This is a genomic window from Sphingomonas sp. CCH10-B3, assembly GCF_001556185.1.
Lineage (GTDB): Bacteria > Pseudomonadota > Alphaproteobacteria > Sphingomonadales > Sphingomonadaceae > Sphingomonas > Sphingomonas aquatica.
Genome location: NZ_LSIJ01000001.1, coordinates 1 through 23,327, shown reverse-complemented (window position 1 = coordinate 23,327; position 23,327 = coordinate 1). Strand labels below are relative to the sequence as shown.

At 64.7% G+C, this 23,327-nt stretch carries 30 protein-coding genes and 1 tRNA gene; 19 read left to right on the top strand and 12 right to left on the bottom strand.

Annotated features, from left to right (window positions below):
- The first annotated feature begins 37 nt into the window (after positions 1-37).
- Entirely contained in the window at positions 38-907 is an 870-nt protein-coding gene (locus tag AX672_RS00140) for a 3-hydroxyacyl-CoA dehydrogenase NAD-binding domain-containing protein (protein ID WP_066646510.1), read from the top strand.
- Positions 908-918: 11 nt separating this feature from the next.
- Positions 919-1,425: a GlcG/HbpS family heme-binding protein gene (locus tag AX672_RS00135; RefSeq protein WP_066646508.1), complete on the top strand. Its 507-nt coding sequence runs from the start codon at positions 919-921 to the stop codon at positions 1,423-1,425.
- On the opposite strand, the gene AX672_RS00130 is transcribed toward AX672_RS00135, so the two are convergent.
- Both AX672_RS00130 and AX672_RS00125 read right to left on the bottom strand, forming a co-directional pair.
- A complete protein-coding gene (locus AX672_RS00130; protein WP_066646506.1) occupies positions 1,422-2,087 on the bottom strand; it encodes a TMEM175 family protein in 666 nt (221 codons plus the stop codon). The genes AX672_RS00135 and AX672_RS00130 overlap by 4 nt on opposite strands.
- 10 nt (positions 2,088-2,097) lie before the next feature.
- Positions 2,098-3,429 carry a NupC/NupG family nucleoside CNT transporter gene (locus AX672_RS00125; protein ID WP_066646833.1) on the bottom strand — a complete coding sequence of 444 codons (1,332 nt, stop codon included), beginning with the start codon at positions 3,427-3,429 and terminating at the stop codon, positions 2,098-2,100.
- 94 nt (positions 3,430-3,523) lie between these two features.
- Here AX672_RS00125 and AX672_RS00120 point away from each other — a divergent pair, with 94 nt between their 5' ends.
- Complete coding sequence (locus AX672_RS00120) at positions 3,524-4,189, top strand: queuosine precursor transporter (protein WP_066646504.1); 666 nt, start codon at positions 3,524-3,526, stop codon at positions 4,187-4,189.
- Here the strand turns inward: AX672_RS00120 and AX672_RS00115 are convergent.
- The 5 genes from AX672_RS00115 to AX672_RS00100 form a co-directional block, all read right to left on the bottom strand.
- Positions 4,182-4,574: an acyl-CoA thioesterase gene (locus AX672_RS00115; RefSeq protein WP_066646503.1), complete on the bottom strand. Its 393-nt coding sequence runs from the start codon at positions 4,572-4,574 to the stop codon at positions 4,182-4,184. The genes AX672_RS00120 and AX672_RS00115 overlap by 8 nt on opposite strands.
- Before the next feature lie 2 nt (positions 4,575-4,576).
- Positions 4,577-6,634, bottom strand: coding sequence for a S9 family peptidase (locus tag AX672_RS00110; RefSeq protein WP_066646501.1), 2,058 nt, complete (start codon positions 6,632-6,634; stop codon positions 4,577-4,579).
- Between the two features lie 173 nt (positions 6,635-6,807).
- Positions 6,808-7,104: a toxin-antitoxin system YwqK family antitoxin gene (locus AX672_RS18075; RefSeq protein ID WP_082730295.1), complete on the bottom strand. Its 297-nt coding sequence runs from the start codon at positions 7,102-7,104 to the stop codon at positions 6,808-6,810.
- 73 nt (positions 7,105-7,177) lie between these two features.
- Positions 7,178-8,491, bottom strand: a complete 1,314-nt coding sequence (locus AX672_RS00105) for an NAD(P)/FAD-dependent oxidoreductase (RefSeq protein WP_066646499.1) — start codon at positions 8,489-8,491, stop codon at positions 7,178-7,180.
- A gap of 80 nt (positions 8,492-8,571) precedes the next feature.
- The gene (locus AX672_RS00100) at positions 8,572-9,177 is read right to left on the bottom strand and encodes a hypothetical protein (RefSeq protein WP_066646496.1); all 606 of its coding nucleotides are present in this window, start codon (positions 9,175-9,177) and stop codon (positions 8,572-8,574) included.
- 202 nt (positions 9,178-9,379) lie between these two features.
- On the opposite strand from AX672_RS00100, the gene AX672_RS00095 reads away from it, so the two are divergent.
- Genes AX672_RS00095 through AX672_RS00085 form a run of 3 tightly spaced genes read left to right on the top strand, consistent with a single transcriptional unit; the run spans position 9,380 to position 12,008 of the window.
- Positions 9,380-11,167, top strand: coding sequence for an aminopeptidase P family protein (locus tag AX672_RS00095; RefSeq protein WP_066646493.1), 1,788 nt, complete (start codon positions 9,380-9,382; stop codon positions 11,165-11,167).
- Positions 11,168-11,183: 16 nt separating this feature from the next.
- Positions 11,184-11,573, top strand: coding sequence for a cupin domain-containing protein (locus tag AX672_RS00090; protein ID WP_066646490.1), 390 nt, complete (start codon positions 11,184-11,186; stop codon positions 11,571-11,573).
- Between the two features lie 60 nt (positions 11,574-11,633).
- Positions 11,634-12,008 carry a VOC family protein gene (locus AX672_RS00085; RefSeq protein ID WP_066646830.1) on the top strand — a complete coding sequence of 125 codons (375 nt, stop codon included), beginning with the start codon at positions 11,634-11,636 and terminating at the stop codon, positions 12,006-12,008.
- On the opposite strand, the gene AX672_RS18785 is transcribed toward AX672_RS00085, so the two are convergent.
- Positions 12,005-12,148 carry a hypothetical protein gene (locus AX672_RS18785; RefSeq protein WP_202189190.1) on the bottom strand — a complete coding sequence of 48 codons (144 nt, stop codon included), beginning with the start codon at positions 12,146-12,148 and terminating at the stop codon, positions 12,005-12,007. The two genes, AX672_RS00085 and AX672_RS18785, sit on opposite strands and share 4 nt — an antisense overlap.
- An 89-nt stretch (positions 12,149-12,237) precedes the next feature.
- Between AX672_RS18785 and AX672_RS00080 the strand changes: the two genes are divergently transcribed.
- Positions 12,238-12,312: transfer RNA gene (locus AX672_RS00080), tRNA-Thr, on the top strand.
- Between the two features lie 28 nt (positions 12,313-12,340).
- On the opposite strand, the gene AX672_RS00075 is transcribed toward AX672_RS00080, so the two are convergent.
- Complete coding sequence (locus AX672_RS00075; protein WP_066646487.1) at positions 12,341-13,150, bottom strand: LD-carboxypeptidase; 810 nt, start codon at positions 13,148-13,150, stop codon at positions 12,341-12,343.
- A 39-nt stretch (positions 13,151-13,189) separates the two neighbouring features.
- On the opposite strand from AX672_RS00075, the gene AX672_RS00070 reads away from it, so the two are divergent.
- From AX672_RS00070 to AX672_RS00060, 3 genes are read left to right on the top strand one after another with little or no spacing between them, the layout of a single operon-like run.
- Positions 13,190-14,620 carry a UDP-N-acetylmuramate--L-alanine ligase gene (locus tag AX672_RS00070; protein ID WP_066646480.1) on the top strand — a complete coding sequence of 477 codons (1,431 nt, stop codon included), beginning with the start codon at positions 13,190-13,192 and terminating at the stop codon, positions 14,618-14,620.
- A gap of 14 nt (positions 14,621-14,634) precedes the next feature.
- A complete protein-coding gene (locus AX672_RS00065; protein ID WP_066646477.1) occupies positions 14,635-14,889 on the top strand; it encodes a DUF6356 family protein in 255 nt (84 codons plus the stop codon).
- Between the two features lie 8 nt (positions 14,890-14,897).
- On the top strand, positions 14,898-15,101 hold the full coding sequence (locus AX672_RS00060) for a hypothetical protein (RefSeq protein ID WP_066646474.1): 204 nt from the start codon (positions 14,898-14,900) through the stop codon (positions 15,099-15,101).
- Here the strand turns inward: AX672_RS00060 and AX672_RS18410 are convergent.
- Together AX672_RS18410 and AX672_RS00055 are read right to left on the bottom strand one after the other, a co-directional pair.
- Positions 15,091-15,693 carry a hypothetical protein gene (locus tag AX672_RS18410; protein WP_168727263.1) on the bottom strand — a complete coding sequence of 201 codons (603 nt, stop codon included), beginning with the start codon at positions 15,691-15,693 and terminating at the stop codon, positions 15,091-15,093. The genes AX672_RS00060 and AX672_RS18410 overlap by 11 nt on opposite strands.
- 214 nt (positions 15,694-15,907) lie before the next feature.
- Complete coding sequence (locus AX672_RS00055) at positions 15,908-16,867, bottom strand: IS1595 family transposase (protein ID WP_066646471.1); 960 nt, start codon at positions 16,865-16,867, stop codon at positions 15,908-15,910.
- A 116-nt stretch (positions 16,868-16,983) separates the two neighbouring features.
- Between AX672_RS00055 and AX672_RS00050 the strand changes: the two genes are divergently transcribed.
- The 9 genes from AX672_RS00050 to AX672_RS00010 are packed head-to-tail and all read left to right on the top strand — an operon-like array spanning position 16,984 to position 22,131.
- Positions 16,984-17,412 carry a hypothetical protein gene (locus AX672_RS00050; protein WP_066646469.1) on the top strand — a complete coding sequence of 143 codons (429 nt, stop codon included), beginning with the start codon at positions 16,984-16,986 and terminating at the stop codon, positions 17,410-17,412.
- Positions 17,409-17,612, top strand: coding sequence for a helix-turn-helix transcriptional regulator (locus AX672_RS00045; protein WP_066646464.1), 204 nt, complete (start codon positions 17,409-17,411; stop codon positions 17,610-17,612). The genes AX672_RS00050 and AX672_RS00045 overlap by 4 nt, the downstream gene beginning before the upstream one ends.
- A gap of 1 nt (position 17,613) precedes the next feature.
- Entirely contained in the window at positions 17,614-18,504 is an 891-nt protein-coding gene (locus tag AX672_RS00040) for an alpha/beta fold hydrolase (protein ID WP_066646462.1), read from the top strand.
- 45 nt (positions 18,505-18,549) lie between these two features.
- A complete protein-coding gene (locus AX672_RS00035) occupies positions 18,550-19,263 on the top strand; it encodes an alpha/beta hydrolase family protein (protein WP_066646459.1) in 714 nt (237 codons plus the stop codon).
- Entirely contained in the window at positions 19,260-20,045 is a 786-nt protein-coding gene (locus AX672_RS00030) for a tetratricopeptide repeat protein (RefSeq protein ID WP_066646455.1), read from the top strand. The genes AX672_RS00035 and AX672_RS00030 overlap by 4 nt, the downstream gene beginning before the upstream one ends.
- Positions 20,046-20,105: 60 nt before the next feature.
- The gene (locus tag AX672_RS00025) at positions 20,106-20,534 is read left to right on the top strand and encodes a VOC family protein (protein WP_066646453.1); all 429 of its coding nucleotides are present in this window, start codon (positions 20,106-20,108) and stop codon (positions 20,532-20,534) included.
- Positions 20,534-21,265: a hydroxyacylglutathione hydrolase gene (gloB, locus tag AX672_RS00020; RefSeq protein WP_066646450.1), complete on the top strand. Its 732-nt coding sequence runs from the start codon at positions 20,534-20,536 to the stop codon at positions 21,263-21,265. Before AX672_RS00025 ends, gloB begins: the two co-directional genes overlap by 1 nt.
- 48 nt (positions 21,266-21,313) lie before the next feature.
- Positions 21,314-21,721 (top strand): hypothetical protein, encoded by a 408-nt coding sequence (locus AX672_RS00015; protein WP_168727262.1) that lies wholly within the window; start codon positions 21,314-21,316, stop codon positions 21,719-21,721.
- On the top strand, positions 21,718-22,131 hold the full coding sequence (locus AX672_RS00010) for a hypothetical protein (protein ID WP_066646444.1): 414 nt from the start codon (positions 21,718-21,720) through the stop codon (positions 22,129-22,131). Before AX672_RS00015 ends, AX672_RS00010 begins: the two co-directional genes overlap by 4 nt.
- Here the strand turns inward: AX672_RS00010 and hslU are convergent.
- Positions 22,128-23,327, bottom strand: a 1,200-nt coding sequence (gene hslU, locus AX672_RS00005) for an ATP-dependent protease ATPase subunit HslU (protein WP_066646441.1), incomplete at its 5' end; no start/stop codon positions are given. The genes AX672_RS00010 and hslU overlap by 4 nt on opposite strands.

Below are 23,327 nucleotides of genomic sequence, written 5' to 3'. Positions count from 1 at the left end.
GGGTAGGAAGCTGCCACATTCCAGTGCGGAGGCAAGCATGAACACGGTCGGCGTTATTGGCGCAGGGCAAATGGGCGCGGGGATTGCGCAGGTTTCGGCACAAGCGGGGTACAAAGTGCTGCTGTCCGACGTCGATCTCGCGCGCGCCGAGGGCGGCAAGGCAGGCATCGCCAAGGGACTCGACCGGCTGGTCTCCAAGGAGAAGATCACGGCCGAGGCCCGCGACGCGGCGCTGGCGCTGATCGAACCGGTCGCGAGCGTCGAGGCGATGGGCGACTGCGGTCTCGTCATCGAAGCCGCGACCGAGCGCGAGGAAATCAAGCGCGCGATCTTCGGCAATGTCGGCAAGGTGCTGGGGCCTGAGGCGATCCTCGCATCCAACACCTCGTCGATCCCGATCACCCGGCTGGCGCAGGCCGCGCCCGATCCGGCGCGGTTCATGGGTGTGCATTTCTTCAACCCCGTGCCCGTCATGGGGCTGATCGAGTTGATCCGCGGCCTCGCGACCAGCGACGCGACCGTGGCCGCGGTCGAGACGTTCGGCCAGTCGCTCGGCAAGAAGATCGTCCACGCCAATGACGCGCCCGGCTTCATCGTCAACCGCGTGCTGATGCCGATGATCAACGAAGCCTGTTTCGCGCTCGGCGAAGGCGTGGCGACGATGCGCGACATCGACACCGCCTGCATGCTCGGGCTCAATCACCCGATGGGGCCGCTGACGCTTGCCGATTTCATCGGGCTCGACACTTGCCTCGAGATCACGCGGGTGCTGTTCGAAGGCACCGGCGACCCGAAATTCCGCCCCGCCCCGCTGCTCGTCAAATATGTCGAAGCCGGCTGGTACGGTCGCAAGGTCAAGCGCGGCTTCTATGATTATTCAGGCGCCGAGCCGGTGCCGACGCGCTGAGGAGATACAGGATGCGCATCACCTTATCGCTGGTGCTGGTGCTGGCGCTGGTCGCGGCACCTCTCGCGGCCCAGCAGACGCCCCCACCGGCTCCTGCGCCCGCCCCCGCGCCGGCGCCGCCTTATGGAACGCCGATCAGCCTCGCCGAGGCGCAGAAGCTCGTCGATCGCGCGATTGCGGCGGGCCGGGCACGCGGCTTCCGCCTCGCGATCGCGGTGGTCGAACCCAACGCCAGCCTGGTCGCTTTCGGTCGGATGGACGACACGCAATATGGCTCGATCGAGGTGGCCGAGGCGAAGGCGGAGAGCGCCGCGCGCTTCCGCACGCCGACGGCCAATATGGCGAAGGCCGTTCTCGACGGGCGCGTGACGACGCTGGCGCTGCCGGGCGCGCTGCCGATTGCAGGCGGGCGGCCGATCATCGTCGGCGGCAAGATCATCGGCGCGATCGGCGTGTCGGGCGCGACATCGGCCGAGGATGACGAGATCGCGGTCGCCGCGCTGGCGGACTTGCGTTAACCTGTCGTCCTCTTCAAGGCCCAGCGCATCAGCGCCAAGCGCCAAAGCGGGATCGACATGAGCGTCACTTGCGCGAGTGCCGGGATTGGCGCGACCGCAGCCACGATGACGGCCGTTGCCGCACCGCCGACCGTCGCCCAGCCGCGCAGCCTGATCCGCGCGATCGTCTCTGCCGAGACGGTCTCATCGACTACCGGTGCGCTGGTCGCGGCGCGTTGCAGGCGGACGTTGAGCAGCGCGGTGACCAGCAGCCACAGGCAATAGGCGACCACGGGCACGCGCTGGTTGCTATATTCGCTCATGAACGCGGTGAAGAATGGCATCGCCGCAATCGCCAGCAGCATCTGGATGTTGGGCGCCATCAGCCGGTCGTGCCAATGCGCCGCACAACCGAAGGCGCGGTGGTGACCGCCCCAGAAAGCGCCGATCACGAAGAAGCTGATGATGAAACCGATGAAATTGGGAATCAGCTCCAGCAGCGCGTTGATGAACGCAACATCGCTCGCGCCATGCGGCAGTTCGGGCACATGAATTTCGATGACCAGCAGCGTGATCGCGATCGCAAAGACGGCGTCGGAAAAGAAGATCAGCCGCTCGAGCGCATGTTCGGGGCCGTGGCGCGTGGCGAGCGGGCGGTCGGGGTCATGCGGGTGATCGGACATCGACAATCCCCTATTGGATGAGCAGCCCGGCGAGTGCGGCCGACATCAGGTTCGCAAGGCTACCCGCGATCAGCGCGCGAATGCCGAGCCGCGCGATCGTCGGGCGCTGGTTGGGGGCAAGGCTGCCCGCCGACGCCATCTGAATCGCAATCGAGCTGAAATTGGCAAAGCCGCAAAGCGCGAAAGTGACGATCGCGGTGGTACGCGGCGTCAGGTTCTTGAGCTGTCCCAGATCGATGAAAGCGACGAATTCGTTGAGCACCACCTTGGTGCCGAGCAGGCCGCCCGCTGCCGCGGTCTCGTTCGCAGGAATGTTGAGCAGGAACATCATCGGCGCCAGCAGCGTGCCGAGGATCGACTGAAAGCTTAAGCCCGGATAGCCGAGCGCCGCACCGATACTGCCAAGGATGCCATTGGCCAGCGCGACCAGCGCCACGAACGCCAGCACCATCGCCGCGACCGCGACCGCGATCCGCACGCCGGTCTGCGCGCCCATCGCGGCGGCCATGATGATATTGGCCGGGCGTTCCTCCTCGGGATCGGGATCGACCGCGCGGATCGGCTCACCGTCGTTGATGACGGCGACCAGCGCGGGATCGTCGGGCATCACGATCTTGGCCATCAAAAGTCCGCCCGGCGCCGACATGAACGAGGCAGCGAGCAGATAGGGGAGCGCGGTCGGCCCCAGCAACGCAGCATAGGCGGCGAGGATCGTCCCCGCGACGCCCGCCATGCCAACCGTCATCACCGCAAACATTTGCGAGGGAGCAAGGTCTTTCAGATAGGGCCGGATCACGAGCGGCGCCTCGCTCTGCCCCACGAAGATATTGGCGGCGGCGCACAGTGCCTCGACCTTCGACACGCCGACAATCTTTTCGATCGCGCCGCCGATGTAGCGGATGATCAGCTGCATCAAGCCGATGTAATAGAGCACCGACACCAGACTGGCGAAAAAGATGATCACCGGCAGCGCCGAAATCGCAAACGACGTTCCGGCACAGTGAACGGCACTAACATCCAATGGAAACTTTGGGAGCTTTTGCAACGGTTCCGTTGCAACGTTTACCGTTTGTAATTGGCAAAGACCATTATTTGCCATGTCGCCGAAGATGAGCTTGGTCCCTTCGCCCGCATAGCCAAGCAACGCCGACACGCCCATCGCGAGCCCCTGGATCGCGGCGCGCCCGGCGGGGACGTAGAGTACCAGCACCGCCACCGCCGCTTGCAGCGCGAAGGCGGCGCCGACGACCCGCAGCCGGATCGCGCGGCGATTGCTCGACAAGAGGACGGCAAGCCCGAGAATGACGATGATCCCGGCAATGCCGATCGCGAAACGGTTCATATGGTAGTCGGTCCCCTGTTGCGCAGCAGCATACACGCGCGCGGGCGATCGGCTAGAGCATTTGCCACCGCGCAAATTCGCGCTAGCAACGGCTATGGACCAGCCCCCCGCCGCGTTTCCGCGCTCGCTCTTCGTTTATTCGATCTTTTACGGCGGCATGGTTTGCCTTGCGGGCGTGCTGGGGGTGAAGCAGGTCGCGCTCGGGCCGCTCGCCGTTGAAGCGGGCGTTTTCGCCTTTCTGCTGCTGGTGGTGATGTCGAGCGCGATTGCCGAGCTGCATGGGCAGGCGACCGCGACCTTGCTCGTCCGGCTGGGGTTCATCCCTTTGCTGATTGCTGCCGCGCTGATTCAGCTGGTGATCGCGCTCCCCAATGATCCGGGCATGTACCCCCCCGCCGTCGATGCTTTCCCGATTGTGGTGGGCACCAGCGCGCGGCTGATGATCGCCGGGTTCATTTCCTATGGCACGTCGCAAACGCTCAACGTGCTGGTGTTCGATCGGCTGAAGCGCGGCACCGGCGCGTCGCGGACCTTGTGGCTGCGCGGCATGATCGCGAGCATCATTTCGCAGATCGTCGACACGGTGCTGTTCATCACCATCGCCTTTTACGGCGACCGGCCGATCCTGGCGCTGATGGGCGGGCAGATGCTGACCAAGGTCGTGCTGTCGATCATCCTCGTCCCGGTGCTGATCACGAGCTTCGTCAATCTGGGGCGCTGGCTCGATCGCAAATGGCCGGGCCAGCCGACGATCAGCTGAGAAACGGCGCCGCGATTTCGGGCGTCACGCGGAGCAGCCGCCCGCTCGCGCGGTCGAGCAACGCCCAGGTGGTGATTGCCTCGACCTTCACTTTGCCGTCGTCGCCGATGAAGCGCACATGCCGGTCAAACCGCGCGCCCTTGGGCGGGCTCGGGACCCAGGTCTCGCCCGTCACTGTCTCGCCGGCGCGGACATTGCCGCGATAGTCGATTTCGTGCCGGGTCACGACCCAGACGTGCGCGGCGATATGCTCGGGCGGCGCGACCGCTTCCCAATGCGCGACGGCGATGTCCTGAATCCAGCGGACCCAGACGGCGTTGTTGACATGGCCGAGTTCATCGATGTCGGCCTCGCTCGCGGTGATCTGGCGGGAGAAGCGGGTCAAGCCTATCCCTCCACACCCAATTGCCACAGCACGAAGGCATGCTCTTCGGCTGCTTCGCGCAGGCTTTCGAAGCGGCCCGACTTGCCGCCGTGGCCCGCGCCCATGTTGGTTTTCAGCAGCAACACATTGTCGTCGGTCTTGGTGGCGCGGAGCTTGGCCGCCCATTTGGCGGGCTCCCAATAGGTCACGCGCGGATCGTTGAGGCCGCCCGAAATGAACATCGGCGGATAGGGCTGGGCGGTGACGTTATCGTAAGGGCTGTAGCTGCGGATCAGCTCGAAGGCCTTCGCGTCCTCGATCGGATTGCCCCATTCGGGCCATTCGCCCGGCGTCAGCGGCAGCTCGGCATCCATCATCGTGTTGAGCACGTCGACGAATGGCACATCGGCGATCACCGCGCCCCAGAGTTCGGGGTCGGAATTGACGACCGCGCCCATCAGCTCGCCGCCGGCCGAGCGGCCCGCAATCGCGATCCTGCCGGGGCTGGTCCAGCCCTGCGCCACCAGCGCCTTGGCGACATCGACGAAATCGTTGAAGGTGTTGGTGCGCTTCTCGAGCTTGCCGTCGAGATACCATTGCTGGCCGAGATCGTCGCCGCCGCGGATATGCGCGATCGCATAGGCGAAACCGCGGTCGAGCAGCGAAAGCCGCCCGGTCGAAAAGCCCGGCGGGATCGCATAGCCGTATGCGCCATAGGCATAGAGGAACAGCGGGCGGCTGCCGTCCTTGGGAAAATCCTTCGGGTACACGATCGACACCGGCACTTGCGTGCCATCGCGCGCGGTGATCTTGAGCCGCTCGGTTGCGTATTTGGCGGCGTCATAGCCGCTCGGGATTTCCTGCACCTTGAGCACGGTCATGCTGCCGGTCGCGACGTCATAGTCATAGACGGTGCCCGGCGTGACCATCGATTCATAACCGAGCCGCAGCACGCGCATGTCATATTCGGGATTGTCGCCGAGGCCCGCGTCATAGCTCGCCTCCGGAAACACGATGCGTTGCGGGGCGATGCCGGGGTCGTAGCTGTGAATTTCGATCTGATCGAGCCCGTCCTCGCGCCCGTCGACGATCAGAAAGTCTTTGAAGCAGCTGACCCCGGTCATGTAGAAATGCGGCGAGGCGGCGATCCGTTCTTCCCACACGTCGGGGACGTCGATGCTCGCGGTGCAGAGCCGGAAATTCGGGTGCGTGTCGTTGGTGTGGATGAAGAGGGTGCCTTCGCCGGCATCGACATCATATTCGCGGCCCGGCACGCGTGCGCTCACCAGCTTCAGCGGCGCGAGCGGATTGCTGGCGGGGAGCAGATAGACTTCGCTCGTCACATGATCGCCGGTGGCGATCACGATCCACTGGCGGTCGCTGGTTTCCGACACACCGACGCGAAAGCCTTCGTCGGCTTCCTTGAACAGTTCGATATCGCGCTCGGGATCGGTGCCGAGCCGGTGGAACCGCGCATTGTCGGTGCGCCACTGCTCGTTCGCCAGGCCATAGAGAAAGCCGCTGTCGTCGGCGACCCAGACGATTTCGGAGAGCATGCCGGGAATAACGTCGGGGAGGTGCTCGCCGGTGGTCAGGTCCTTCACCCGCACTGTGAAGCGCTCCGAGCCATTGTCATCGATCGCATAGGCGAGCAAATTGCCCTTGTTGCTGACCGAGAGCGCGCCGAGGCGGAAATATTCCTTGCCCTCGGCGAGCGCCGGTTCGTCGAGGATGAGCTGATCCTCGCCGCCCGCGACGGGCTTGCGCCACCATTTGCGATATTGCCCGCCGGTCTCGAACGCGGTCCAGTAGAGCCAGTCGCCGTCCTTCTGCGGGACGGAAGCATCATCTTCCTTGATCCGCGCCTTCATCTCTTCATAGAGCCGGTCGGTGAGCGGCTTGAGCGGCGCCATCATCCCTTCGAAATAGGCATTTTCGGCTTCGAGATAGCCGAGCACATCCTTGTCGGTGACTTCAGGGTAGCCGGGGTCTTTCAGCCAGGCATAGGGATCCTCGATCGTCTGGCCGTGAGCGGTGAACGAGTGCGGGCGGCGGGGAGCAATGGGAGGGGTGTTGGTCATCACCGCGTCTTAACGCGGTGGAGCGGGAAATCGAACCCTTCGCGACGAACTCGACTGGGCTCCCACGTTCTGCCCGCCGCGCTTGCGATGACGAGGGCATGTGGCGTCGGCTGAAAATGGGCGAGAGACTCATTAAGAGAACGGCACCGATTGGATCAGAAGCCGACGGGCCGCTATCGCTCGGTATCGGGAGTCCCGTCAGGCTTCCAGAACCGCCAAAGCCCAACCTCCGTGCCACGACTATAAAAACCTTCAGCGGCAAGTTGTCCGTTCTCATGAAAATCACGCCACGCACCGTCTTCGAGGCCTTCTACATAGGTCCCTTCTGAGGCGAGCGTCCCATCAGGATGGTATGCCTGAAATAGTCCTTCGCGTATCCAGCGCGAACCATCCGACGACATCTTGCGAGCATAGCGGTAGCGAATGCCGCCACCTTCGAATGGTATCTCCGCAATGTAAAGTTCGCCCATCCCTGCAATATATCGGTCGATTGAACGACCGCAACCAGGAGGACGTCGTCGTCCAGTTTTATGAGTTCAGAACCTAGTGCAATTTCAGCTTCGGCCGAACGATCTGGTTCACATGCCCGATCACGATCAGCGCCGTCCCGCGCCACCAGCCGTGGATCGCGATCAGGTGCATGCGGTAGAGCGACATATAGACCATCCGCGCGATCCATCCTTCGACGAACATCCGCCCGCCGACCAGATTGCCCATCAGGCTGCCGACCGTCGAGAAGCGGCTGAGCGACACCAGCGAGCCGTGATCCTGATAGACGAAATCCTTGAGCGGCTGCCCGGCCTGCGCGCGGACAAGGTTCGCAAACACCAAGCTCGCCATCTGGTGCGCCGATTGCGCGCGCGGCGGGATCGGCCGGTCGCGGCCCGGCAGCAGGCATGAGGCGCAGTCACCGAGAGCGTAGATGCGGTCGTCGGTCACCGATTGCAGCGTCGGGCGGACGACGATCTGGTTGCCGCGATTGAGCTCGAGGTCGCTCATCGTCTTGAGCTCCTCGGCGCCCTTCACCCCCGCTGCCCAGACGATCAGGTCGGCGGCGATGACCTGGCCGTCGCCGGTATGGACTTCGCCGGGGCCGACGCGCGTGACCTGAGTCTTGTCGAGCACGCGCACGCCGAGATTTTCGAGCTCGCGCTTGGCGGTCTCGGCCAGCGGCTCGTCGAGCGCGGGCAGGATGCGCGGCCCGGCTTCGAGCAACGAGACTTCGAGCTTGGTCTCGTCGAACACTTCGAGGCCGTAGTGGCGCAGCGCCTTGGCGGCATTGTAAAGCTCGGCCGCCAGTTCGACGCCGGTCGCGCCCCCGCCGACGATGCTCACCCGCACGCGGGCGTCGGGATTGCCGGTCTGGTGCGCGTGGTTGGTGCGCAGGCAGGCGTTGAGCAGTTTCTGGCGGAAGCGATCGGCCTGCGGGCGGTCCTCCAGAAACATCGCATGCTCGCGCACGCCGGGCACGCCGAAATCGTTGGAAATCCCGCCGATCGCGAGCACCAGATAATCGTAACGGATGGTGTGGCGACCGATGATTTCCGCGCCATTATCGTCGATCATCGGCGCGGTGGTGATCGTCCGCGCGGCGCGATCGATGCTTTCGATGCTGCCGTTGAAGAACCGGTACCCCCAGCGCACCGCGTGGCCGCCGTAACCGACTTCGTCGAGATTGGCGTCGAGCGATCCCGCCGCGACTTCGTGCAGCAGCGGCTTCCAGATGTGCGTCAGGTTGCGGTCGATGAGGATGATGTCGTGGCGCTTGCGGCCATAACGGCTGCCGAGCCGGCGCACGAGTTCAAGCCCGCCCGCGCCGCCGCCCACCACCACGATCTGGGTTTTCTGATTCGGCAACCGACGCCCCCTGCCGCGCCGCAACAAAAAGGGCGCGACCGGTCCTTGCCAGAACTATGCCCGGCAACTCAAGCGGGCGATTATTGCGATGCGAGCTTGGGGTCAGCGGCCTGAAGCGCATCGAGCCGCGCGCGGTAATGTTCCATCACTGTCTCGGGCGTCGCATCGAGCGCGTCCAGCCGCGCCAGCCAGCGTTCCTGCTCGGCCCGCAAGGCAGCCGGATTGGGTGCGCTGCCCAGCGCATGACGATAGACCAGTGCGAGATTGTAATCGACCGTCGCCAGATCCCAGTTGGTGCAGATCACCGACCGTGCCGCCGACAGCCGACCCTCGCACGAAAAAGTTTCGACCCGGGTCGCGGCGCCCCAGTCCGACCCGCTCACCTGTTGGGCAACCGGCGTGAAATCAGGTGTGCTCGGCCGCCACAGCCCATCGAGCCAATTGTTGACGTTGCCGCGGCTGAAATTCGACGCCACTGTTGATTGGCCGCTCGACGGCGCATTGAACAGCCACGATACTGCGGCAATTGCGCCGACGATGCCGAGACCAAGGCCGAAGATGCCCATCAGCGTCTGGCGCGACGCCGGCGGCTTGGCCTTGTTGATCGGGCAAGCCGTCGCCTGGCAGCGCACCAGGGAGGGCTTGCTGATATCGCGCGAACAGACATGGCATTGCTGCTTCATCATACGAATGGACTAGCCCAACAGGGTTAAGGTCCGGTTTCCAGATCGGTCGTGCTGACAAATTCGCGAGCTTTCGGGCCGAATGTTTCGAGGTTGGTGCGCGGTGCCATAATTTGCCGCCCCTGCCCGGCTTTGCTCGATTTGCGCAGCGAGAATGGTCGGCTTAAGTCGGTGCATCGGCCTTTGCCTTGATGGAGTATGCCCCTTGTCGACACATCACGCCCGCCTTGCCGCGCTGCGCGATCAGCTTGCCGCCACCGCGCTCGACGGTTTCGTCGTGCCGCTGACCGATGAGCATATGAGCGAATATGTCGGCGACTATGCGCAGCGGCTGGCGTGGTTGACGGGCTTTCAGGGATCGGCAGGCACTGCGGTGGTGCTGCCTGCCGAGGCTGCGATCTTTACCGACGGGCGCTACACGCTTCAGGTCCGCCAGCAGGTGTCGGCGGATGACTGGCAGTTCGTTGGCGTGCCGGCGACCAGCGTGTCGGCGTGGCTGGGGGCCAACGCACCGCAGGGCGGGCGGATCGGCTATGACCCGTGGCTGCACACGCGCAGCTGGGTGAACGAAGCGCGCGCGGCGCTCGCCGAACGCGGCGCGACGCTGGTAGCGGTCGATACCAACCCGGTCGACGCAGTTTGGCCCGACCGGCCCGCCCCGTCGCCCGCGACCTTGTCGGTGCAGGACGATGCGCTGGCGGGGCAGACATCGGCCGAGAAGCGCGCGCAGGTCGGCGCTTGGCTGGCCGAACGCAAGGCCGATGCGGTGGTGCTGACCGCGCTCGATTCGATTGCGTGGCTGCTCAACATCCGCGGGCGCGATGTTGCGCACACGCCGGTTGCGCTTGCCTATGCGATTGTCGGGGCCGACGGCTCTGCCGATCTCTTCGTTGCGCCCGACAAGCTGACCGACGAGGTTCGCCGCCATCTCGGCAACGCCATCCGGCTGCATGATCGTGCCGCTTTTGCCGGAGCGCTCGGCGGCTTTGCGGGCAAGCGGATCGCCGCCGACCCCGAACGCGCGGTGGCAGCGATCTTCGACGCGCTCGAACGCGGCGGCGCATCGGTGTTGTCGGTGCGCGACCCGGTCGTGCTTGCAAAAGCCTGCAAGAACCCGGTCGAGATCGCCGGCCACCGCGCCGCTTCGGTACGCGACGGCGCCGCGCTTGCCCGCTTCCTGCGATGGGTCGAGGCGGAGGCGCCCAAGGGCGGGCTGACCGAGCTCGATTGCGTGGCGAAACTGCAAGCCTTCCGCGAGGAGACCGGCGTGCTGCTCGACACCAGCTTTGATACCATCTCGGCGACCGGCGCGCATGGCGCGAGCCCGCATTACCGCGTGGATGAAGAATCCAATGCGCGGCTCGAACTCGGCCAACTCTATCTGGTCGATTCGGGCGGGCAATATGCCGACGGCACCACCGATGTGACGCGCGTCCTGCCGATCGGCGACCCCACGCCCGAAATGCGCGACCGCTTCACCCGCGTGCTGAAGGGGCATATCGCGCTGGCGACCGCCGTATTCCCGGCGGGGACCAATGGCGGGCAGCTCGACGCGTTCGCCCGGCGCCCGCTCTGGGAAGTCGGGCTCGATTACGCACATGGCACCGGTCACGGCGTCGGTGCCTATCTGGCAGTGCACGAAGGCCCGCAGCGGATCGCCACGCCCAATTATCCGGGCGGCGGGCCGTCCGAGCCGCTTCGGCCCGGCATGATCATTTCGAACGAGCCCGGCTATTACAAGGCGGGTGAGTACGGCATCCGCATCGAGAATCTGATCTTGGTCGAAGAGCGCGTGTGCGAAGGCGGCACGATGCTGGGGTTTGATACGCTGACCTTTTGTCCGATCGAGCGCGGCCTGATCGACCCGGCGCTGCTCACCGCCGCCGAGCGCGACTGGCTCAATGCCTATCACGCTAAGGTACTGGCCGTGCTTGGCCCGCAGATGGCGGGTGATGAGCTGGCGTGGCTCGAAGGAAAATGCGCGCCGATCTGAGCTGAGGAGACACGCCATGCCATCGTTGTTCACGACGCCGATCCACCTCGGCCTTGGTGCCAAGGCCGAGGTCCAGCCAGACTTCACCGGCATGGACTGGTATGCCGATTATGGCGCGCGCGTTGCCGCTGATGGCGCCGAGGGGCGGCTGGTGTCGTTCTACCGCTTCGACCAAAGCTGGGAGTCGTGGGAAATGCATCCGGTGGGCGACGAAGTCGTGGTGTGCACCGGCGGCACGATCACGCTGCACCAAGAATTGCCCGACGGCAGCCTTGCCACGATTACGCTGACGCCGGGGGACTATTGCATCAACCCACCCGGCGTCTGGCACACGGCGGATGTCGCAGGCGAGGCGACTGTGCTGTTCATCACGGCAGGCTTGGGGACGCAGCACCGGCCGCGCTGACCGATTGACTAGCGTCCATATGTTCTATATATGTTCCGCATCGATTCGGGGAGAGATGCAATGATCGGCTATGTCACGCTTGGCACCAATGATCTGGCACGGGGTGCTGCTTTCTATGACGCGCTGGCCGCCGAACTCGGCGTCGGGCGGATGATGGAATTCGACAATTTCATTGCCTGGGGTGCCCCGGGCGGCGCGCCCGGCATTGGCCTGACCAAGCCGTTCGACGGCAATCCGGCGACCGTCGGCAATGGCGTGATGGTCGCGCTCGAAGCGAAAGACCGCGCGCAGGTCGACCGGCTCTATGCGATCGCGCTGGCCCATGGCGGCACCTGCGAAGGGCCGGTTGGCCCGCGCGGCGACAGCGGCTTTTACGCCGGCTATTTCCGCGATCCCGACGGCAACAAGCTCAATGCCTTTGTGATGGGCGGTTAAGCGTTGTCGGGCGCGGCGTCGGTATCGCGCTCGGGCGTTGTGCCGCGGGCACGGGCCTTGCGCTTGCGCAGATTATCGCGCAGCGCCGCGGCCAGCCGGTCGGCCCGTTCCTGCGCGGCTTTGGATTGCGTGTCGGCCATCGCGGGTGCCTACGCCGCCGGGCAATGCCTTGACAAGATCGCGTCGCTCTGCCCATAGGCGCGCTCCCGCCCGACAGGCGGCGAAAAATGCTGCCGTAGCTCAGTGGTAGAGCGCATCCTTGGTAAGGCTGAGGTCGTGAGTTCAATCCTCACCGGCAGCACCATTTTTCGGGCACGCGGGCGACGCGCGGTTCAGCCGAGGCCGAACGGCACGATCTTGTTGGCCGTGTCATGGCCGATGTCGGCTTCGCCCAGATAGGGCACGCCGAGTTCGGCGCACCAGCGCGGCAGCATCACCGACAGGCTTTCGCCCCAGGGCGGATCGTTGGGCTGGATGTCGCTCACGCGCCCGAGCCGGACCCCGGCCAGCCCCTTCAGCTGCGTCGCATGGGCAAGCTGGAACAGCATCCGGTCGACGCGGTAGAGCGGTTCGGACACATCCTCGATCAAGAGGACGTGATCGGCGAGATCGGGCAGCCACGGCGTGCCGACCAGCGCCGAGACGATCGACAGGTTGAACGCCACTGCCGGCCGCGCGCCGAGCCCCGGCTCCACCCCGCTGCGATCGCCCGTCAGCCAGCCGAGCACGCGCCGCACCGCCGCCTCGCCGCCGTCGCGCGTGATGTCGCCGGGCATCGGCGCATGCGCCTGCCGCCCCAGCCGCCGTGCGTAGAGGGCGCCGAGCAGGAAGCCGATGTCCGAATAGCCGAGATAGGTCTTGTGCGCCGCCGCCGGCCCCAGCCGGTCGCGGATCAGATGCAGGATGCGGTTCGACCCATAGCCGCCGCGCGCGCACCAGATGGCGTCGATCGACGGATCATTGGCCATCGCGACAAATGCCTCGGCGCGGGCGAAATCGGGGCCGGCAAAATGGCCTTCGCTCAGGAAGCATTGCGGCGACACGACCAGCTCGACGCCGGGATAGGTCGCCGCGACCGCCGCCACGCGCGCGGCGATGTCCTGGTCGATCGGTCGTGCCGGCGCAACGATCCCAATCCGCATACTTGCTCCTGTTGTCGATTATCGCGATAGCGCCGGAAGATGGGTGCGAGCAAATCCTACTTCTTCGTCGGCATCGGCGGATCGGGCATGATGCCGCTGGCGATGATCCTCGCCGGACAAGGCGCGCAGGTGGCGGGATCGGACCGCAGCCTTGACCAGGGCCGCGTGCCCGCGAAATTCGCCGCGCTCGAAGCGCTGGGCATCGCGCTCCACCCGCAGGATGGCAGCGGCATCACTTCGCCCGAGCAGATCGTGGTCGCGTCCGCCGCGATCGAGCCGACGGTGCCCGACATGGTCGCCGCCGAGCGCGTCGGCGCAAAACGGCTGAGCCGCGCCGAGTTGCTGAGCGACCTGTTCAATCGCGCCGCGGTTTCGATCGGAGTGGCCGGCACCAGCGGCAAATCGACCGTCACCGGCATGATCGGCTGGATCCTCCACAGCCTCGACCGCGAACCGACCGTGATGAACGGCGCGGTGATGAAGAACTTCGCCCGCCCCGAAGCACCGTTCGCGAGCGCGCTGGTCGGCGAAGGCGAGCTGTTCGTCAGCGAAGTCGACGAAAGCGACGGGTCGATCGCGCTCTATCGCCCGACGATCGCGGTGCTCAACAATGTCACCCTCGACCATAAATCGCTCGAGGAATTGCGGCTGCTGTTCGGCGATTTCGTCGGCCGTGCGCAGACGGCAGTGATCAATGTCGCCGATGCCGAGGCCGCCGCGCTGGCCGATGTCGTCCCGGTCGAGCGTCGCCTGACCGTGGCGATCGAGGCGCCCGCCGACTTCCGCGCGAGCAACATCGTCGAAGCGCCTTTCTCGGTCAGCTTCGAGCTCAGCGAACGCGGCGCCGCCCCCGTCCGCGTCACGCTGCCAGTGCCCGGGCGGCACAATGTCGCCAATGCGCTCGCCGCCATCGGCGCGGTGCGGGCAGCCAGTGTGCCGCTCGCCGATGCGGTCGAGGCGATCGCCGGGTTTAAGGGCCTCAAGCGCCGCTTCGATCTGGTCGGCGAGGCAGGCGGCGTCGCCGTGATCGACGATTTCGGCCACAACCCCGACAAGATCGCCGCGACGCTCGACACGCTCCATGCCTTTCCCGGGCGGTTGCTGATCCTGTTCCAGCCGCACGGCTATGGCCCGCTCAAGGTGATGCGGGCGGCGCTGGTCGACAGCCTCGCCAAGCGGCTGCGCGACGGCGATCTTCTGGTGCTCCCCGATCCGGTCTATCAGGGCGGGACCGTTGCGCGCGAAGTGACGAGCGCCGACATCGTCGCCGACCTGGCGGCGCGCGGCAGCCCTGCCCGCCACATCGCTGACCGCGCCGACGCGGCAGCCGCGCTTGTCGCCGCCGCCCGCCCCGGCGACCGCATCCTCGTGATGGGCGCGCGCGACGACACGCTCAGCCTGCTCGCCGTGGAGATGGTCGCGGGGCTGGCCGCGCGCGCCGCGTCTGATAAGATTGCCCCCACCCCCTAACCACGAGAGCCGCCATGATCCGCCGCCTGTTCCTCGATCACCCCGCCTCGGTCGGCGAGAGCTTCACCGAGCATTTCGGCGTCGCGACCAGCTTTGGCCTCGCGATGATTGCGGGCGGGATCGGCGCCGTCATCCACGGCTTCCTGCCGTTCGCTTTCCAGACCACGGGCAGCCGGACGATCGAGGGGCTGCACGCGAAACTCGTCGCCAAGCGTGCAGCGAAGCGGGCGGCGACCACGCAGATGAAGACGGTGGAATACATCATCTGAATAAGCGGGTGGAAAGCTCGCTGGACATTATATACATGACAAAGCGACCTGAAACTGATACCAGCGTCCTGCGTGACAGGCCGGTGCTAGAAATTACAGATGCGATGGTGCGAGCTGGCGTTCTGGAAGCGCGAGAGCATATGCTTGGTGAGCCACTCGATGAACTGGTCCGCAAGGTTTACACAGCGATGTTGTTCGAAATTATGGATTAGATAGATAATCAGCGGATATTACCATGTATTTCATATAATCTAGCGCTGCCAATGCGACATATTTGGGCTCGGGAAAAATTGTCCTACCGAAATGCTCGTGCGGGGGGTCAAAACTGTCACCGAAAACGTCATCAGTCACAGTAACTAGCTTTGCAACTTTCTCGACACGTTCAAGTGGGACGGGCACAGGAACTCCGTCAATTATCATTTTCAAATCGTCAATTTTTGCGCCGCCAATCGTAGAAAATTCCTGAATAATTTCGCCATTTTCTCTGTAAATGTATACTTCTCGTAATTCATCATTCGATAGTATTCTTTCAATCCCATGCTCATCAGTATTTCTAGCATGGTGAATATATCTTAAAACTGGATCATCCTTACGTTCTTTTTTTATCAATCCGTACCAATTTTCGCTTGCGTTGTTGCCTCTCGATCCTTTGCCTAGTTTATTGTAAATTCGCGCTGACCATACCAAAAAATCGGTCCAAGCCGCCTCTGTCTCCTCAAAGGTGGTTGCCTGATTTAGCTTTTGACATGCATCGGCACATCTTTTTAGGCTTGCCTTTGCTTGCTTTACAGCCTCGGGGTTCATGATGAATGATATCCAGACAACTGAAGACGACGTGCTCCGCAAGATGCTGAGCACACCGCCAAAGCCGCACGTCCCGCCGCAAGAGTCAAGCGAACGTCGGCGGCGGGGAAGGCCAATCAGCGCGCACGGCAAAGAGGCGCGCTAGGGTTTCTTGGTCCAGCGAGTGCCATAAGCCCCGCCCTTGAACTTGCGTTTCCTGCCCAACGCGGGGTGCTTAGGCTGCGACGCCAGCAGTCCGCCGATAGGTGAGACGCTTGCCTGCAATGCCCAGCAGCGCCAGATCACGGCGCTGGTCATCGTTCACGCCCAAGCCCGAACGGTGCGTGTAGCGGAAGTCGAACTCGCGAAGGTAGCGCTGCAAGTGCTGCGACCCGCAGTGCTGATACACGCCGCGCATGCCGCGCTTGAAGATGCCAAAGAAGCCTTCAATCGTGTTGGTATGGATTGAGGCATCACCTTTGCGGACATACTCACCGCGCGCATGGTTTACGGTGTAGTGCGCGGCATAGCGCGGCCCGACCGTCTTATAGTGGTGCGCTTCGTCGGTCATCAGCTTGGCATCGCGGGCCATGTGCTGGTCTAGGATCGGGCCAATCGTGCGATGCGAAAAGCTGCCAGTGAACACGATCGAGGTAGCGCGGCCCGTCGTGCGATCAACCAGCGACACAACCTTGTTCATGTTGTGAATTGCCATGCGGCTGTTGCCGGGGACGCGACCGATGAAAGTCTCGTCGGCTTCGACCATGCCGCCACCGCCGCCCATCGGCGTTGTGTCGTCGGGGATCATAGCTTCGCGGATGCGATGCGCCATGAACCACGCCGTCTTGTAAGTGACGCCGAGCATGCGGTGGAGCTGGTGCGCTGAAATGCCTTTCTTGCTCGACACGATAAGATGCGTCGCCAGCAGCCACTTGTTCAGCGGCACCTTGCTATCGGCAAACACCGTGCCGACCGTAACGGTGAACTGCTGACGGCAATCATTGCACTGGACCAGGCCCTTGCGCACCGCACCTTCGGGATGCGCCTTCGACGGGCGTCCGCGCTGATCGGGCAAGCGCTTGGCTTTGGCTGAGCCGCAATGCGGGCAAACGGGACCATTTGGCCAGTGCAGCCCTTCAAGATGTTCGCGGGCTGCGTCGGCGTCGATGAAGCGGGGAGCGGTAAGGTTCGTCATGCCCTCTTATGGGCGTGTCACCGCTGCTTTGTCAAGTATATAATGTCCAGCTCGCTTGACTGACAAGGTTCCTTTACTGTAAAGCTTCCTTCACACGAGTCGAAGGGAGTCTTTGCATGTCACCGGGTCATCGCAACGCCGCCGCGCGGGCCTATTTGCGGCGCTTTGTGCCGATGATGCTGGGTTATGCCGTGCTGGTGTTTGCCGCGCCCTATGCGATCTGGGCGCTTGAGGCGCAGGGGCCGCTGCTGTGGCTGCTGGCAATGTTGCCCGCGCTGCCGATCATCGGCGTGTTCTGGTTGATCGCGCGCTACATCGTTGAGTTGCGCGACGAATATGTCCGCGTGCTCGAAGTGCGCAAGGCGCTGGTCGCCACCGCCTTCACGCTGTCGATCGCCAGCATCTGGGGCTTCCTCGAAATCTATGCCGATGCCGTGCATCTGCCGACCTTCTACATTCCGGTGATCTGGTTCGGCGGGCTGGGTGTCGGCAGCCTCGTCAACCTGATCGTCGAGCGCGACGCTGGCCAGCGGGACGCGGCGTGAAGAACCATTTGCGCTCGCTGCGGGCGGCGCGCGGCTGGAGCCAGGGCGACCTTGCCGACCGGCTCGAGGTGTCGCGCCAGAGCGTCAATGCGATCGAGACCGGCCGCTACGACCCCTCGCTCCCGCTCGCCTTTCGCATCGCCGAACTGTTCGAGCTGACAATCGAAGAGATTTTCATCAGCCCTTCCAAGGAGTTCTGACATGCACCACTTCGTCTTGCGCTTAGCCGTTGCCGTGCTGGCGCCGATCGCCCTGCTCCAGCCGACCGCCGCGCCCTGTCAGGCCGCACCCGCCGAGGAGCGGCTGGCGCATATTTCGGTGACGACGCTTGGCACCAGCGGCCCGGCAGTGATCCTGATCCCCGGCCTCGCCAGCCCGCGTGGCGTCTGGGACGGCGTCGCGCCCGAACTCGCCAAGACGCACCGCGTCTATCTGGTGCAGGTCAACGGCTTTGGCGGTGACGCGGTGGGTGACAATGGCAAGCCGGGAATGCTCGACGGGATCGCCGCCGACCTCGCCGGCTACATCGCCAAGCACAAGATCGAGAAGCCTGCGATCATTGGCCATTCGATGGGCGGGCTGCTCGCGATGATGATGGGCGCGCGCTATCCGGCCGCGACCGGCAGCGTGATGGTGATCGATTCACTCCCGTTCTTCAGCCGGTTGTTCGACCCCGGCATGACGGTCGAGCGCGCGCGGCCCTTCGCCGAACAGGCGCGCGCCCAGACGATCGCGACGCCACAGCCGACCGCGCCCGTCACCAGCGATCCCGGCGGCATCTGGTCGATCACGCCCGAGGGGCGGATCAAGGTTGCGAACTGGGGCGCCAAGGCCGCGCCCGCCGCAACCGGACAGGCACTGTATGAAGTGATGACCACCGATTTGCGCCCCGAACTTGCCAAGATCACGGCCAAGCCCTTCACCGTGCTCTATGCGACCGGCGCCGGACCGCAGGCAAAGACGATCTGGGAAGGCGGCTATGCCGGATCGCCGGCCAAGCTGGTGCCGGTTGCCGACAGCTGGCATTTCATCATGCTCGACCAGCCGAAGGCTTTTGCCGACGCGCTGCGCGATTTCCTCGGCGGACACTGAGGACGGCGCTTCTATCGACGGAGGCGCAGGCCTAAAGAGCGGGGCATGAGCGATCTGCCCCGCCCGGCCCTTGCCTATCACCACAGCCCCGGGCTGTGGCCGACGGTGATTTTCCTGCCCGGCTATGCCAGCGACATGACGGGCGCCAAGGCAATCGCGATCGAAGACTGGGCGCGGGCCCGCGGGCGGGCGTGCCTGCGCTTCGATTACAGCGGCTGCGGCGCCAGCGAAGGCGCGTTCGAGGATCAGCGTTTCGTCAACTGGCGCGACGATGTGCTGGCGATGATCGACATGGTCGCGGGGCCGGTGGTGCTGGTGGGATCGTCGATGGGCGGCTGGCTGATGCTGCTGGCGGCGCTTGCCCGGCCCGCACGGGTGGCGGCGCTGGTCGGCATTGCCGCCGCGCCCGACTTCACCGACTGGGGGTTCACCACCGACGAGAAGATGACGATCCTGTCGGAAGGGCGGCTGGAGCGGCCCAATGCTTATGGCCCGGCGCCGACCGTCTATTCGCGCGCATTCTGGGCGTCGGGCGAAGAGCACCGGGTGATGGCGGGGACGATCGCGATCGACGTGCCGGTGCGGCTGATCCACGGCATGCTCGACCCCGATGTGCCGTATCTGCGCAGCGTGCGACTGGCCGAGTTGCTGCGTTCAGCGGATGTGCAGACGATTCTGGTCAAGGATGGCGACCACCGGCTGTCGCGCGACCGCGACATTGCGCTGATTCTGCGCACGATCGAGGAGCTTGCCCCATGACTGTCCTGTTCGCGCTGCTGATTGCGCAGGCACAGCCTGTTGGCCCACCGGCACCGTCGCGGCCCGACGCGCAGGCCACGGCGAAGACGACAGAGGCGCGCTATGACCGCTGCGTCGATCTGGCAACGTCGGACCCGCAGGCCGGTGAAGCCGACGCGACGCAGTGGCGCATTGCGGGTGGCGGCTATTTCGCGCGCCAGTGCCTCGGCATCGCCTTTGCCAACCAGCGCCGCTGGCAGGCGGCGGCAGACGAATTTGCCGGCGCCGCGCGCGATGCCGAAGTCGCACATGATTCGCGCGCAGCGCATTATTGGGCGCAGTCGGGCAATGCACGGCTGGCGCAGGGCGATCCGGCGCAGGCGCGCAGCGCGCTCGACGCGGCGCTCGCGACACCGACGCTGACCGGCCTGCAACGCGGTGAGGCAAGCTTCGACCGGGCGCGGGCGCTGGTACTGCTCGGCGATCTGGAGGGGGCGCGGGCCGATCTCGACCGCGCGCAGCAACTGGCGGCAGCCGATCCGCTGGTGTGGCTGGCGTCGGCGACGCTGGCGCGGCGGACCCGCGACTTGCCGCGTGCGCGCGCCGACATCGCCCGCGCCTATGATCTTGCGCGCGACGATGCCTCGGTAATGCTCGAAATCGGCAATATCGCGGCCGCCAGCGGCGACGCCGACGGCGCGCGTGGCGGCTGGAGCGAGGCGATCCGGCTGGCGCCCGACAGCGAGGCCGCCGCGCAGGCGCGCGCAGCAATGAAGCAATTCGAGGATGCGCCCAAGCAATAGCGACTGGCGCCGGGCGTCGCTGCATCCTATCTCGCCCGCAACCTTGGTGGAGGCGCGCGCATGAAATATCTGCACACGATGATTCGGGTCAGCGACCCCGATGCGACGGTCAAATTCTTCGGACTGCTGGGCCTGAAGGAACAGCGCCGGTTCGACAGCGAGCAGGGCCGCTTCACGCTGATTTTTCTCGCCGCGCCGGGTGATGAACAGGCGCAGGTCGAGCTGACCTATAATTGGCCGCCCGTCGACGGCGAGGCCGAAGTCTATGGCGAAGGCCGCAATTTCGGCCACCTCGCCTACCGCGTCGATAACATCTATGAGACGTGCCAGCGGCTGATGGATGCCGGCGTCACGATCAATCGCCCGCCGCGCGACGGCCATATGGCGTTCGTGCGCACACCCGACAATATTTCGATCGAGCTGCTGCAGGACGGCCATCTGCCGCCGCAGGAGCCTTGGGCTTCGATGCCGAACACGGGGCACTGGTAATGGCACTGGAAATCCTTCGCATTCCCGCGCTCAGCGACAACTACATCTGGCTGGTCCATGACGATGCATCGGGCGACACGATCGTTGTCGACCCGGCCGAAGCTGAGCCGGTCGAGGCGGTTCTTGCCGCACGCGGGTGGCGGCTGAGCGGCATCTGGAACACCCACTGGCACCCCGACCACACCGGCGGCAATGCCGCGCTGAAGGCCGCGCACGGGGTCGAGGTGATTGCGCCCGCTGCCGAAGCCGCACGCATCCCGACCGCCGACCAGTTGGTCAGCGAGGGCGATATCATCACCCTCGGCGCGCACCAGGCCGTCGTGATGGAAACCCCCGCCCATACCGCCGGGCACATCAGCTATCACTTCGCCGATGACGCGGCGATCTTCGTCGGCGACACGATCTTCGCAATGGGCTGCGGCCGGCTGTTCGAAGGGACGGCGGCGCAGATGTTTGCGAACATGCAGCGTTACGCTGCGCTGCCCGATGCGACGGTAATCTATTGCGCGCATGAATATACCGAATCGAATGGCCGCTTTGCGCTCAGCGTCGATGCCGACAATGCCGCTCTGGTCGCGCGTATGGCCGATGTCCGGGCCGCTCGTGCCGCCGGTGAGGCGACCGTCCCGACCACGATCGGCGCCGAGCGCGCGACCAATCCGTTCCTGCGCGCACGCGATGTCGATGAATTTGCGCGGCTGCGGCAAGGAAAGGATGAATTTCGCGGCTGATTGCGTTATGCTGCGGTGTCAGGGGGCTGCTGGCGTCAGGAGTTTATGATGCGTCCTCTCATGCTGATCCCGCTGCTGCTCGTCGTGAGTTGTGCCGAAACCCCGCGGCAACAATCGGCTGTCGCCGACCAGAAGGCCGCCGATCAAACCAAGCTTGCGCGCCTGCTGCAGGGCTATACGCCGGGCGAACCGGTGACGTGCCTGCCGCAGCAGAGCGGCCAGTACAGGACGACGGGTGTCGGTGACACGCTGCTCTATTCGAACGGCGGCCGGGTGATCTATCGCAACGACACCACCGGCTGTTCGGGGGTTGAGCGCGGCGATGTCCTGCTCACCCGGACCAACCAGAGCCGGCTGTGCCGGGGCCAGATCGCCAGCACCTTCGACGCGATCAGCCGCAACCCGACCGGCAGCTGCTCGTTCGGCGACTTCATTCCCTATCGGAAGAACCAGTGACCGTGCGCTGGCGGATGGCGCTGGCGGGTGCTGCGCTCGCGTGCGGCGCGACGGCGCTGGCGCAGGACAGCGCGCCACTGTCGCCCGATCTCGCCAAGGCGCTCGAAGGGCGCGTGCCCGGCAAGCCTGCCAACTGCATCAGCCGCAGCCAGGTCGGCGGACCCGAAATCATCGACAACCGCAACATCCTCTATCACCAGTCCGGCGCGCGGATCTGGCGCAACGAGCTGACCGACCATTGTCCGACGCTGCGCGACAACGACATTGTCGTGATCGAAACCTTTGGCGACCAGATTTGCCGCTATGACCGGTTTCAGGTGATCAACCGCAATTCGGGCATTCCCTCGCCCTATTGCATTCTCGGCCGTTTCACGCCGTACGACAAGGTCAAGCCCGCGCCGAAGCCCTAGAGCACGAACCGGCTTAGATCGGTGTTGCGCGCGATGCTCGCCAGCTCGCGCTCGACATAGGCGGCATCGACCACTACCGCATCGCCGCGCCGGTCTTCGGCATCGAAGCTCAGGCTTTCGAACAGCTTTTCCATCACTGTCTGCAACCGCCGCGCACCGATATTCTCGATCTCGGCATTCACTTCGGCGGCAATCTTCGCGACCGCGCGGATGCCGTCGTCGGTCATCTCCACCGTCACCCCTTCGGTGCCGAGCAGCGCTTTGTACTGGGTCGTCAGCGATGCCTTGGTGTCGGAAAGGATGGCGACGAAATCGGCCTCGGTCAGCGCCTTGAGTTCGACGCGGATCGGCAGGCGGCCTTGCAGTTCAGGCAGCAGATCGCTCGGCTTCGCTACGTGGAATGCGCCCGAGGCGATGAACAGGATATGGTCGGTCTTCATCGGGCCGTATTTGGTCGCAACCGTGGTCCCTTCGATCAGCGGCAGCAGGTCGCGCTGAACGCCTTCGCGACTGACCGATCCGCCGCGGACATCGCTGACCGCGATCTTGTCGATCTCGTCGAGGAAGACGATGCCGTTCGCTTCGGCATCGGCAAGCGCGGTGCGCGAAACCTCGTCCTGGTCGAGGCGTTTGTCGGCTTCCTCCTCGATCAGCTTTTCCCAGGCGGCGGGAACGCTCAGCTTGCGGCGCTTGAGCGGCGGCTGGCCGAACGCCTTGCCCATCATGTCGCCCAGATTGATCATGCCCATCTGCGCACCGCCGGGCAGATCGAACGGCATCTGCGGCGCCTGTTCGATCTCGATTTCGATCTCGGTCTTGTCGAGATGACCGTCAGCGAAGCGCTGGCGGAAGGCTTCGCGAGTCGCTTCGGACGCGCCCTTGCCGGTCAGCGCGTCGAGCAACCGCGCCATTGCCGCTTCCTCGGCCTTGTCCTTCACGGCGGCGCGGCGACGTTCCTTTTCCAGCCGGACGGCTTCCTCGACCAGGTCGCGCGCAATCTGTTCGACGTCGCGGCCGACATAGCCGACTTCGGTGAACTTGGTCGCCTCGACCTTCACGAAGGGCGCATCGGCGAGCTTCGCCAGGCGGCGGCTGATCTCGGTCTTGCCGCAACCGGTGGGGCCGATCATCAGGATGTTCTTGGGCGTTACTTCGTCGCGCAGATCGGCACCGAGCCGCTGGCGCCGCCAGCGATT